A 12,867-nucleotide genomic window follows, 5' to 3' on the forward strand; every position below is an offset into this window, starting at 1 on the left:
TTATGGAAGTAGAACAATTTTATTACGATAATAAAATCGTTAAAAAATTCCTCACAGCAACCATGCTTTGGGGTGTTGTTGGAATGCTCGTAGGACTCCTGCTGGCGTTCATGTTTATTTTCCCAAACCTAACCGATGGCATTTCATGGCTAAGTTTTGGACGTTTACGTCCGCTGCATACCAATGCCGTTATTTTCGCCTTTGTAGGAAACGCCATCTTTGCCGGGGTTTACTACTCCTCGCAACGACTCCTTAAGGCCAGAATGTTCAGTGATACCCTAAGTAACATCAACTTTTGGGGATGGCAGTTAATTATCGTTTCAGCCGCCGTTTCATTGCCTTTAGGGTTCACCACTTCCAAAGAATATGCTGAACTTGAATGGCCTATAGATATTGCCATTGCCGTAGTATGGGTGGTGTTTGGATGGAACCTTATCGGAACCATTTTAAAACGTAGACAGCGCCATATGTACGTAGCCATTTGGTTTTACTTAGCCACTTTTGTTACGGTTGCCGTACTGCATATCTTCAACAGTTTGGAATTACCAGTGAGCGGTCTAAAAAGTTACTCGGTATATGCCGGCGTACAAGATGCCTTGGTACAATGGTGGTACGGGCACAATGCGGTGGCCTTCTTTTTAACCACCCCGTTTTTGGGACTGATGTATTATTTCGTTCCAAAAGCTGCGGACAGACCAATTTACTCATACCGTTTATCTATCATCCACTTCTGGTCCTTAATTTTCATTTATATCTGGGCCGGACCTCACCACTTGCTATATACTGCCCTTCCTGAATGGGCACAAAACCTTGGGGTTGCCTTTTCAGTAATGCTAATCATGCCTTCTTGGGGAGGGATGATCAACGGACTTCTTACCTTAAGAGGTGCTTGGGATAAAGTGCGTATAGACCCCGTATTGAAATTTATGGTGGTAGCCATTACCGGTTATGGAATGGCAACCTTTGAAGGGCCAACCCTATCTTTAAAAAGTGTAAATGCTATTGCCCACTTTACCGATTGGATCATTGCTCACGTACACGTAGGAGCTTTGGCTTGGAATGGTTTTATGGCCTACGGAATGATTTACTGGCTGATTCCACGTTTGTATAAAACCAAATTATATTCTGTTGGTTTGGCCAATTTCCACTTCTGGATTGGAACCTTGGGAATCATCATCTATGCCCTTCCAATGTATGTGGCTGGATTTACCCAAGCAAGTATGTGGAAACAATTCAACCCAGATGGTACCTTAGTATATGGTAACTTCTTGGAAACCGTGACCGAAATTATGCCAATGTACTTAATGCGTGCCATTGGAGGAACCATGTATGTAATCGGCATCTTGATTTTGGTATACAACATCATTGCCACTATTAGAACATCCAATGCTTCTGTAACTGATGAGTTAGCCGAAGCGCCAGCACTTCAACCAGTCGCTAAGCACCGCGTAGCAGGCGAAGGTTACCACACTTGGTTGGAGCGTAAACCTGTTAAATTGACCATCTACGCTACTATTGCCATCCTTATCGGTGGAATTGTGCAGATTGTGCCTACCATTATGGTAAAATCCAATATCCCAACCATTAGTAGTATTCAACCTTACACACCTTTGGAATTGGAGGGTCGCGATATCTACATCCGTGAAGGCTGCGTGAGCTGTCACTCTCAAATGGTACGTCCGTTTAGAAGTGAGGTAGAACGCTATGGAGAATACTCTAAAGCTGGCGAATTTGTATACGATCATCCATTCTTATGGGGAAGTAAACGTACAGGGCCAGACTTACACCGCTTGGGTCAAAAATATTCCGACAACTGGCACTTAAACCATATGTACGACCCACAGAGCACCTCATCAGGATCCATCATGCCAAGATACCCTTGGTTGATTAGAGATGAATTGGACAAGTCGCAAACAGAAGCTAAAATGCGTACCATGGTGAAACTTGGCGTGCCTTATACCGATGAGGACATTGCCAATGCCCAACAGCACATGTTAGAGCAAGGAATCCAAATTGAAAAGAACCTATATTCCGATCCAGACTTTGCCGACAGCTATGAAGCCGATAAAAAATCTGGAGGCGCTGACTTTGTAGAAATGCGCAATCGTGAAATTGTGGCCCTTATAGCCTACCTACAACGTTTAGGTACAGATATTAAAGTAAAACAAGATGTGTCATCTAGTTCAAACTAAGGCCTTATGTTAAAATTTATAAAACACCACATGGACAGTATTGATGGGATTGAAGTCTATCCCATCATTTCACTACTGATATTTTTCATCTTTTTTGTACTCCTTTTTTGGTGGGTATTCACCGCCAAAAAAGAGTACATCTCAAGAATGAGCAACCTTCCATTTGACAACCAAAACATCGATTAATCATGAGAAAATTCACGCCCTCCTGGATACGAGTACCACTAATATTCTTTTTCATAGTAGGACTCATAGAATATAATATAGACTCCCATGGCAAACCTGCCATTTTGGAACAACCAGCATTATTGCTATTCGTCATTTTTGTACTGCTATTGCTAATTGGTATAGAAGGTATTGTTAGTTCTATGAACAACATCCTTTATCAAAGTTTGGACGAAGAAGGCAAAAAGCGTTATGATGCTGCCCAAGCCAAAGATTCAAAATTTGTGGTCTGGGTTAAACGTACTTACCTTAAACTTTTAGGTTCCAAACCTATAGAATTGGAACACGAAATTATCTTGGACCACAACTACGATGGCATTAAGGAGCTTGACAACGATTTACCGCCATGGTGGTTATATGGCTTCTATGCAACCATTATTTTTGCCTTTGTGTATTTGATAAAATATGAAGTGTTCAATGCCGATGGACAATACGACGAGCTTAAGACAGAATATGCCGAAGCTAAAGCAGCCATTGAAGAGTACAAGAAAACGGCTAAAGATTTGGTAGATGCCAATACGGTTGAAATTCTTACGGATGCCAAAGACCTTAGTGCCGGAAAGGTTATTTTTGACACCAATTGTGTGGCCTGTCACAAAGCCGATGGTGGCGGTGGTATTGGACCAAACTTAACCGATAATTATTGGATTTTGGGTGGTGGTATCAAAAATGTATTCCATACTATTTCTGAAGGAGGTCGTAACGGAAAAGGGATGATTGCCTGGAAACAAAGTTTAAAACCTTCCCAAATTGCACAGGTAGCCAGCTACGTACTGCAATTCCAAGGCACGACACCTGCAGAGCCTAAAGAAGCTCAGGGAGACTTATGGATGCCTGAAGGAGAAACAGCTCCAACCGAAACCCCTGAAGCACCAGCAACCCCAGACGAGACTGAAGTGGAAACAGTGGTAGACTCCACCACGACTGCCTCAGTGCAATAACCTAAACTATGGATACTCCGGAACAAGAAACATTTAGAGATTCTATTGGCACTGTAACCAAAGAAGGAAAACGCGCCTGGGTATACCCAAAAAAGCCTAGCGGCCCCTACTACGACAAACGAAAGTTGGTAAGCTATGGCTTGTTGGCCTTTTTAATCTTGGCGCCTTTCGTAAAAATAAATGGCAACCAGTTTTTACTGTTCAACGTAATTGAAAGGCGCTTCAATATTTTCGGGTTTCCATTTTGGCCACAGGATTTCTATTTGTTTGTGATTGCAATGGTGATTGGCATCTTGTTTATTACCTTGTTCACAGTAGGTTTCGGACGTATTTTTTGCGGGTGGATTTGTCCGCAGACCATTTTCATGGAAATGGTCTTCCGCCGCATTGAATACTGGATTGACGGCGATCGCGGTAAGCAAATACGCTTGGACAAACAAGCTTGGAATGCAGAAAAAATTAGAAAACGCACTTTAAAATGGAGCATCTTTTTATTAATTTCCTTTCTAATTGCCAATGTATTTTTAGCTTATCTTATTGGTGGTGACAAGCTCTTTTCTAATATTATGGATGGGCCTTTCGAGCATTTGGGCACCTTGTTCCCGCTGCTCATTTTTACGGGTGTGTTCTATTTTGTATTTGCTTGGTTTAGGGAGCAGGTATGTATCATCGCCTGTCCTTATGGTAGATTGCAAGGCGTACTTTTGGACACCAAATCTATTGTAGTAGCCTATGACCACAAACGTGGTGAAGGCGAAAATGGCCGTAAAAAATTCAGAAAAAATGAAGATCGCCAAGCATTGGGACACGGAGATTGCATCGATTGTTTTCAATGTGTAAATGTATGTCCTACGGGTATTGACATTAGAAATGGCACACAATTGGAATGCGTTAACTGCACCGCCTGTATTGACGAATGCGATCATATCATGGAAAGCATCAACCTTCCAAAAGGCTTGATTCGCTATGCAAGTGAGGATGAAATTGAGAAAAAACAAAAATTCAAACTCACCCTACGCATGAAAGGCTATATTGCCGTGCTCACCATATTGATAGGATTCTTGATAGGTCTTCTGGCATTGCGCAGTGATGTAGAAGCTACAATTTTGAGATTGCCTGGTCAACTTTACGAACATAAGGACAACAATATCATTAGTAATGTTTTCACCTATAAATTGGTAAACAAAACATCCAAGGATATTGACAATATTAGTTTTAAACTAAGAAATTACGAAGGCATCATTAATTTGGTGTCGGCAAACGATAAATTTGATGTTCCCGGACAAGGACTTTCTGAAGGGACATTGTTTATCGAAATCAAACAAGGAGATTTAAAAGGGGACAAAAATAAATTAACCATTGATGTGTATAGCAATGACGAATTGATTGAAACCACAACGGTTAATTTTTTAGGCCCTAGAAGTTATAAATAATTTAAAATTGATTGAGCTATGAAATTTAATTGGGGCACTGGAATTGTAGTTGCGTTTATCGCCTTTATAAGCTTTATACTCTATTTTGTGGTCATGATGAATAAGGATAGGAACGACCACCATTTGGTAACAGACGATTATTACCAACAGGAACTGCAGTTTCAAAATGACATTGATAAACTGAACAATGCCAAAAATCTGGAACAAAACTTGAGTTGGAAAAAAACAGATAGCGGGATGCTGATTAGTTTTCCTGAAAACTTGCAGACTCAAAAAATAGCAGGAAACATTGAACTGTATCGTCCATCCAATAAACATTTGGACTATAAAGCACCTATCAAGTTAACCGATCACAGTTTTTTAATTCCAAGCGATCGCCTTTTGGAAGGCCGTTGGAATATTAGAGTAGATTGGACATACGAAGACAATTCGTATTTATACAAACAGGATATCGTTTACTAGAAATGCTTTGGACAGCGTTTATATTAGGATTATTGGGAAGTTTGCATTGCGTGGGCATGTGCGGACCTATTGCCTTTATGTTACCTGTAGACCGTTCTAACAACACAAAGAAAATTGGGCAAATTGCCATCTACCACTTGGGGCGAATCTTTGCCTATAGCATAATGGGCTTTGTTTTTGGACTTATTGGCAAAAGTCTTTACCTATTTGGAATCCAGCAACAACTATCAATTGCCATTGGGATCCTTATGATTTTGGCCATCCTTCTTCCACAAGGGAAATACAATGCCTCACGCTTAACTGCCCCTATTTTTAAATTGATTTCAAAAATAAAACAGCGCCTGGGCAAAGCATTACAAAAAAGAACCCCCGATACCTTTTTAACCATTGGTTTTTTAAATGGGTTCCTTCCATGTGGTTTGGTCTATATGGCTGTATTTGGAGCTATAGCCAATCAAAACATGCTTGAAGGCAGTTTGTATATGGCCCTTTTTGGATTGGGGACGGTCCCTCTAATGACCTCAGCCATTTATTTAGGTAAGTTCCTTAGTTCGGCAGTAAAACAGCGCATTCAAAAAGCGATCCCAGTATTTGTAGTAATTATAGGCCTCTTGTTCATTGTTCGTGGCTTGGGCTTGGGCATCCCTTACCTTTCCCCTGCACCATCTACTCCAATGGCCAGTAGCCAAATAGAATGCCATTAAATTAAAAAAGGGTTGGAACGTTCCAACCCTTAATTTTTCTTATCACTTAAAATTTACATTTTAAAAGTCAACACTGGCAAAGAAGCATGGTTGGCGATATCTTCAGAAATACTTCCTTCAAAGAAATGCAAAAAGCCTGTTCTACCATGCGTGGCAACCGCAATTAAATCAGCATCGATTTTATTGGCGTAATTGAAAACTCCACCTTCCACTGTATAATCATTAACAACCGTAACGTTGTCCTTATTATCCAAATTGCCATCGGCTTTGGTCAAGAAAGTCGTGATCTTTTCATCAATTTCATCAGAGTTTCTAAAGTGATCTGAAGGCAAGTTCACATAAAGTACGTGAGGTGTTACATTCATGCTTTTAAAAAGCGTCATTGCTTTTTTATAAGCTTTCATAGATTTTCCTGAGAAATCATTGGCAAATACAACGTTGTTAAATTCTACGCTAGACAATTTTTCTTTCACCACCAATACAGGGACTTCAGAATGTCTTACTACCTTTTCAGTATTCGATCCTACAAAAATCTCAGAGAATCCACTAGCACCTTGAGACCCCATAACAATTAAATCCACGCTATGGTTGGCTGCTACCTCTGCCAATTCGCTAAACACTTTAAAATGCTTCACTACAGGGGTTACAGTCAAACCTTCCAAATAAGGCTTGTCTAAAAAGGTTTCAAATTTTTGCTCGGCAATCTTTAATAGGAATACAGCCTTCTCTCCCTGCTCTAGATCTCCCGTATTCAAAACGGCATCGGATATTTCAAGCATGTGCATTACCATTAATTCACTATCGTGCTCTTTGGCTATGGCTGCCGCTGCTTCCAAGGCATATTCTGAATATTCAGAGAAGTCAACGGGAACAATAATTTTTTTCATTGTAATAAGTAGTTTAGGTTATGTTTTTTCCAAGGATAAAATTACGATTTTTATTCAGCTTTTACGTACATTCATCATGAAATTAACATCTAAAATCTTATTTATTCTGAATCAAATTAATGCCTTTCAACCTTTAAAATAAATTTTAGTTTTCTTCATTTAATCCTTAACTTTCCGTGAATTTCAAACCAAATTAGCAATGAAAAAATCAATTTTAATAGTTCCATTATTGGCATTTGGCCTTTTTTTGGGATGTAAAAGCGACCATAAAAAACCTAGCGAAGGTTCCGAACCAGAAAGTACTGAAACCGTAGCAACGCCAGAGAAAAAAGAGATGGACAACAATCCCGTTGAAACCAAAAAAATAAAGGTTAGATTGGAGCCCAAAAGCAATAGCAACGTTTCTGGAAATGTCCTTTTTAAAGAAACCGATGGTATTGTGTCAATGGTAGCCGTATTTGATGGATTGAGTGAAGGCAGCCATGCTATCCACTTGCATGAAAAAGCAGATTGCTCGTCCGAGGATGGTAAATCTAGCGGAGGGCATTGGAACCCAACGGCACAACCTCATGGAAAATGGGGCAGCAACGACGGGTACCACAAAGGAGATATTGGCAATTTTACTGCGGACGCCAAAGGGCATGGCTCGATTACCTTTAATACCGATGAGTGGTGTATTGGCTGTGGAGACCCTTCTAAGGATATTTTGGGTAAAGCAGTTATTGTACATGAAGGAACCGATGATTTCACCTCACAACCATCGGGTGATGCCGGTACTCGCGTAAGCTGTGGAGGTATTATTGAATAAGATTAACATGCTAAAAAGAGAAGTAAGACCTCTCTTAAAACCTACAATAAAAAGATGCTCGTTTTCGGGCATCTTTTTTTATGCTTTCAACCCCATCTAAAACCTTCCGAAGCCCCCTATTTCACTAGCAAAATCAATTATCCATAAACTCTTTCACAATCGATTGCATTTTTCCTTAAAAATAGCCCATATTTTTTGTAGATTGCAAAAGAGATTATTTCTGCAAGCCGAAAATTGAAAAGGCAGAAACAGATGGATTCGCTGAGGTAATAATCCACAAAAACTAACTTCTAACCCATAATTAAACTACTTGTAGATGACTTCAGATTCACAACAACTCTCCGTAATGGAAAAGGTTGGCTACGCCTTGGGAGATTTGGCCGCCAATCTTGTATTTCAAACCCTAATTACTTACTTGGCTTTTTTCTATACCGACATTTATGGCTTGGACAACAACCATGCTTCGGTAATCATGCTCACCGTTGGCCTTGTGGCCGCTTTTGTCTTCAACCCTATTATTGGGGTGCTTGCCGATAGAACCCAATCCCGTTGGGGGAAATTTAGACCTTGGATCCTTTATACTGCCATCCCCTTGGGAGTGATAGCACTTTTGGCCTTTACAACACCTGACTTTTCATATAAAGGCAAAGTCATTTGGGCCGTAGTAACTTATACCCTACTCCTTTTATTATACGCCGCCAACAACCTGCCTTATTCTGCCTTGAGTGGCGTGATAACCGGCGATATGAAAGAGCGCAACAGTATGTCTGCATACCGTTTTGTTGCCGTAATGTTTGCCCAATTTTTCGTGCAAGTGTTGATGCTGCCAATTATAATGTATGCCGGAGATGGTGACAAGGCTGCCGGTATTGAAACCGTTATGACATGGTTAGCCATTATTGGAACGGTGATGTTGCTCATTACTTTTGCCTCTACCAAAGAACGCATTGTTCCTAAACCTGAACAGCAATCAAGCTTAAAGGAAGACTTATCCGATTTGTTTAAAAACAGACCTTGGGTGATCATGCTGTCCTTAACCATTTTGATTTTTATTACCCTTGCCATGAAAGGAGGCTCCTATGTCTACTATTTCAATAACTATGTAGACCAAGCAGCCTTGACCGAATATATCAGTCCTATTTTAGACAGCATGTCTAACATGGGGATTAACTTCTTTGGTTCAGACCCTGTGTCGGCTGGTTTTGGACTGTTTAATGCTGGCGGGATTATCTTCATGATTATAGGGATTACCATTTCCAAAAAATTGGCAGACAAGTATGGTAAACGTGATGTATTTGGCATTGCCCTATTCATCTCTACCCTATTTATCATTGCCTTTTACTTTTTTCAACCCAAAAGCGTTGGATTGATGTTTTGGTCACAAATCCTCCATGGCTTTTTCTACGGAGTCACCATCCCAATTCTTTGGGCTATGATTGCAGATGTAGCCGATTACTCGGAATGGCGTACCAATAGACGAGCCACTGCCATCATATTTTCCGCCATGATGGTAGGCCTTAAAGCAGGCTTAAGCATTGGAGGCGCTTTGGTAACTTGGATCTTGGGACGCTACGGCTACATTGCCAAGGATATGGTTTCCGAAGGTCAAGAAATCATTCAGCCCGAAAGTGTAGCTCAAGGAGCAAAAATGTTGGTAAGTATTTATCCTGCCATTCCATTTTTAATTGGTGCTAGTATCTTATTTTTCTATGTTATCAATAAGCAAATGGAAAATCAAATTGAAAACGACCTAAAAGCTCGACGCATGTAAATCTTGAAAATTCTTTGATATGAAACTAAAATATCTCATTTTTTCCTTTTTGATTGTGGCTTGTAAATCAAAAGAAGCACAGCCAAGCAAGGTGGAAAACAATCCAGAAATCACATCCCTAAAAGAAGCCTTTACAAATGATTTCTATATAGGAACGGCGCTTAACGTCAACCAAATTCATGGACGGGATGTATCTACGGATAGTGTGATCAAAACCCATTTCAATGCCATAGTTGCCGAAAATTGTATGAAATCAGGCTTGATTCACCCTGAAAAGGACACCTATTTTTGGGAGGATGCCGATGCCTTTGTCAACTTCGGAGTGAAGAACAACATGTTTATCACAGGGCATACCTTGGCCTGGCATTCGCAAACACCTCCATGGCTGTTTGTAGACGACCAAGGGAACGATGTCACTAGGGAAGAATTGATTGCCCGTATGACAGACCATATTACCACTGTCATGACCCGCTACAAAGGCAAAGTAAAAGGTTGGGACGTTGTTAACGAAGCCCTTAATGAAGATGGCACGATGCGAGAGAGCAAATTTTATACCATCATTGGTCCGGATTGGGTAGAGATTATGTTTGGTATTGCAGAAAAAATAGATCCAGAGGCCGAACTATATTACAACGACTACAATCTTTCCAGTCCTGAAAAACGCCAAGGCGCCATCAATTTGGTAAAATCCATTCAGGATAAAGGGATTAAAGTGACCGGCATAGGCATGCAAAGCCACGTTTCTATGGACAACCCCGATTTAAAGGTATACGAAGAAAGTATTGAAGCCTTTTCAAAATTGGGTACCGTAATGATTACCGAATTTGATCTTTCGGTGCTAAAATGGCCCAACAGACAAATGACTGCAGACATATCTGAACGTGCTGCCTATATGGAAAAAATGGACCCGTTTAAAGCTGGATTAACAGACTCCATGGCTATGGCCCAAAGACAACGATTCCAAAAAGTATTTGATATTTGGAAGAAACACAGCAATAGCATCACAAGGGTAACTACTTGGGGTGTCAACGACGGAAACTCTTGGAAAAATGACTTTCCGATTCCCGGTAGAACCGATTACCCTCTGTTATTCGACAGAAACAATAATGCAAAACCAATTGTAACCGACCTTATCGAACAGGCCAACACAACAAACACCGCGACTCATGAATAAAATAGCCAGACATCTCGTAAAACATATCTATACTGCCGATCCATCGGCCCATGTATTCAACAGTAAACTATACATCTATCCATCTCACGATATTGATGCCGGTGAAGCCTTTGACGATTTGGGGAGCCACTTCGATATGGAAGATTACCATGTATTTTCAATGGACACACCGGATAGTGAGGCTGTGGATCACGGAATTGCTTTACACGTGAACGATGTGCAATGGGCAGAAAAACAAATGTGGGCACCCGATGCAGCCGAAAAAGACGGGACCTATTACCTTTATTTCCCCGCAAAAGATCGTGAAGGAATTTTTAGGATTGGTGTAGCTGTGAGCGATTCTCCAACGGGACCTTTTACACCTCAACCTGAAGCTATAAAAGGTAGTTTTTCTATTGATCCTGCTGTGTTTAAAGATGTCGATGGTGAACACTACATGTATTTTGGAGGCCTTTGGGGCGGGCAATTGCAGCGTTGGAGAACCGAGCATTTTAATGCCGATGAACCGGAAAGCCCTTTTGCTCATATTCCGCAAGATCATGAACCGGCCCTCTGCCCAAAAGTTGCCAAACTAACCGATGACCTTTTGGAATTTGCCGAAATGCCTAAGGATTTACTCATCTTGGACAAATTTGGAGAGCCCATAAAAGCCGGCGACCATAACCGTAGATTTTTCGAAGCCGCTTGGATGCACTATCATGAAGGGAAATATTATTTCTCCTATTCCACAGGAGACACCCACATGTTGTGCTACGCCATTGGTGACAATCCTTACGGTCCTTTTACGTATGCCGGCGTCATTTTAACACCTGTGGTTGGTTGGACAACACATCATAGCATCTGTAAGTTTGAAAACAAATGGTATCTGTTCCATCATGACAGTAAATTATCGGATGGTGTTACCCACTTAAGGAGTATCAAAATGGTGGAATTGCAACACAGACCAGATGGCACTATAGAAACTCTTGATGGTATGATGGAATAATTCCTTTCATTTCAGAAAAGTAAGACAGCATAAGCTAATTTGGTTTTGAAGTAACTTAGGGTTTAAGATTAAAAAGTATCTTTACATCCTAATTTTTCAAAAAAGCCTATGAACCCGTCTGCCAATGGTTGGATCAAAAAATGTCTTAAGGAAGTTTCCAAAAATGAAACCTTTCTCCACCATGGCGACTATCAGTTTTATGAGTCTCTAAAACACTGCGGATTTATTTATGGTAGTAATGTAGAAGTAGTCCTCGATGGCGTTGCCAACAGAGATTTCTCCCACGAAGAACTTGGAAAAGTCAATCTGCTACTGGCCTTTTATTATGTGCACCACCTTCAAAAAGAGCCTCAAAACTTTTTGGACAGTGTGGTGGCGTTTTACAATACCATTGCAGCCTACAAAAGTTCCTTTTTTGAAGATTTATTGGGAGAAAAGACCGCTTCGGAACTTCTGGAGAGCATCATTGACAAGCGCGTGCATATCGATGACAATATCATCACCAAAAACTTCAATTATTTTATTACCAATGCCCTGCTGTTTGTGGATGTTTTGGCCTATCAAAAGTACCTAGGTACACACACCATCACAGAAGCTTATATCCAGCAAATGGAAGCTTGCATAGAAACCATTGTGGTGACTGTATTTGATTATAAAGCCGAAAAATCACAGTACGACAAAAGCTTGATAAAATTGCTCATGGCTTCCTTGAGATACCAAAACAAGGAATCTTTGAGTTACGAAGATGTCATCAACTGCATGGAAGCCCCGCTTGCCAAATTCTATATCACTGATGTAGTATGTATGGCCTTTTGGAGCGACAAAATTATTGATACCGAAGAACAAAAGTTTTTAAAACGTTTTGGAAAGGATCTACAACTACCGGATGAGGTCATCCAGCAATCCGTTATGGATATTGATTTGTTTTACAAAACCAACAAAGACAAAATAGCCCTATTGAATTCCAAAAACATGGTGCAGAGCTTTTACGACAATTCTAGCAGAATGGTAAGCAAGCTCATAAAACGTAACAGCAAACGCTTGTTAAAGGAATTGAAACAGAGCAAGGAATTGATGGTCCTACTTACAAAATCTACGACAAGGCCACTTACCGATGAGGAACAAAAAAAGGTAACCGATCAACTATTGGACATCATTAAAACCATCCCTAGTTTGGCCATCTTTTTGCTGCCCGGGGGCATGCTCCTCTTGCCCATTTTTATAAAATTCATCCCAAAAATGCTCCCTTCAGCTTTTGATGACAATAGACTGGAAGATGAATAAA

Annotated in this window: 12 protein-coding genes; 11 read left to right on the forward strand and 1 reads right to left on the reverse strand. The window is 40.5% G+C overall.

All coding sequences use genetic code 11. From position 1 onward, the window contains the following. The first annotated feature begins 2 nt into the window (after nt 1–2). Genes ccoN through ZA05_RS03825 form a run of 6 tightly spaced genes read left to right on the forward strand, consistent with a single transcriptional unit; the run spans nt 3 to nt 5,957 of the window. A complete protein-coding gene (gene ccoN, locus ZA05_RS03800; protein ID WP_053990351.1) occupies nt 3–2,192 on the forward strand; it encodes a cytochrome-c oxidase, cbb3-type subunit I in 2,190 nt (729 codons plus the stop codon). 6 nt (nt 2,193–2,198) lie between these two features. Beyond that, on the forward strand, nt 2,199–2,378 hold the full coding sequence (locus ZA05_RS03805) for a cytochrome c oxidase subunit IV (protein ID WP_053990352.1): 180 nt from the start codon (nt 2,199–2,201) through the stop codon (nt 2,376–2,378). Between the two features lie 2 nt (nt 2,379–2,380). Beyond that, on the forward strand, nt 2,381–3,358 hold the full coding sequence (locus ZA05_RS03810) for a cbb3-type cytochrome c oxidase N-terminal domain-containing protein (protein ID WP_053990353.1): 978 nt from the start codon (nt 2,381–2,383) through the stop codon (nt 3,356–3,358). A gap of 8 nt (nt 3,359–3,366) precedes the next feature. Further along, the gene (gene ccoG / locus ZA05_RS03815) at nt 3,367–4,791 is read left to right on the forward strand and encodes a cytochrome c oxidase accessory protein CcoG (RefSeq protein WP_053990354.1); all 1,425 of its coding nucleotides are present in this window, start codon (nt 3,367–3,369) and stop codon (nt 4,789–4,791) included. Nucleotides 4,792–4,809: 18 nt separating this feature from the next. Then, entirely contained in the window at nt 4,810–5,253 is a 444-nt protein-coding gene (locus tag ZA05_RS03820; protein WP_053990355.1) for a FixH family protein, read from the forward strand. A gap of 2 nt (nt 5,254–5,255) precedes the next feature. Next, nucleotides 5,256–5,957, forward strand: coding sequence for a sulfite exporter TauE/SafE family protein (locus tag ZA05_RS03825; RefSeq protein WP_053990356.1), 702 nt, complete (start codon nt 5,256–5,258; stop codon nt 5,955–5,957). A 53-nt stretch (nt 5,958–6,010) separates the two neighbouring features. On the opposite strand, the gene ZA05_RS03830 is transcribed toward ZA05_RS03825, so the two are convergent. Next, nucleotides 6,011–6,844, reverse strand: a complete 834-nt coding sequence (locus tag ZA05_RS03830; RefSeq protein ID WP_053990357.1) for a universal stress protein — start codon at nt 6,842–6,844, stop codon at nt 6,011–6,013. 199 nt (nt 6,845–7,043) lie between these two features. On the opposite strand from ZA05_RS03830, the gene ZA05_RS03835 reads away from it, so the two are divergent. The 5 genes from ZA05_RS03835 to ZA05_RS03855 all read left to right on the forward strand — a co-directional run bounded on the left by ZA05_RS03835 (nt 7,044) and on the right by ZA05_RS03855 (nt 12,866). Then, the gene (locus tag ZA05_RS03835) at nt 7,044–7,652 is read left to right on the forward strand and encodes a superoxide dismutase family protein (protein WP_053990358.1); all 609 of its coding nucleotides are present in this window, start codon (nt 7,044–7,046) and stop codon (nt 7,650–7,652) included. 316 nt (nt 7,653–7,968) lie between these two features. Next, entirely contained in the window at nt 7,969–9,423 is a 1,455-nt protein-coding gene (locus ZA05_RS03840) for an MFS transporter (RefSeq protein ID WP_053990359.1), read from the forward strand. Between the two features lie 19 nt (nt 9,424–9,442). Further along, nucleotides 9,443–10,597 (forward strand): endo-1,4-beta-xylanase, encoded by a 1,155-nt coding sequence (locus tag ZA05_RS03845; protein WP_053990360.1) that lies wholly within the window; start codon nt 9,443–9,445, stop codon nt 10,595–10,597. Next, entirely contained in the window at nt 10,590–11,582 is a 993-nt protein-coding gene (locus ZA05_RS03850) for a glycoside hydrolase family 43 protein (RefSeq protein WP_053990361.1), read from the forward strand. The genes ZA05_RS03845 and ZA05_RS03850 overlap by 8 nt, the downstream gene beginning before the upstream one ends. A gap of 108 nt (nt 11,583–11,690) precedes the next feature. Beyond that, complete coding sequence (locus ZA05_RS03855; protein WP_053990362.1) at nt 11,691–12,866, forward strand: LETM1-related biofilm-associated protein; 1,176 nt, start codon at nt 11,691–11,693, stop codon at nt 12,864–12,866. Nucleotide 12,867 lies beyond the last annotated feature (1 nt).

It is taken from the genome of Mangrovimonas sp. TPBH4 (assembly GCF_001280505.1).
Classification (GTDB): domain Bacteria; phylum Bacteroidota; class Bacteroidia; order Flavobacteriales; family Flavobacteriaceae; genus Mangrovimonas_A.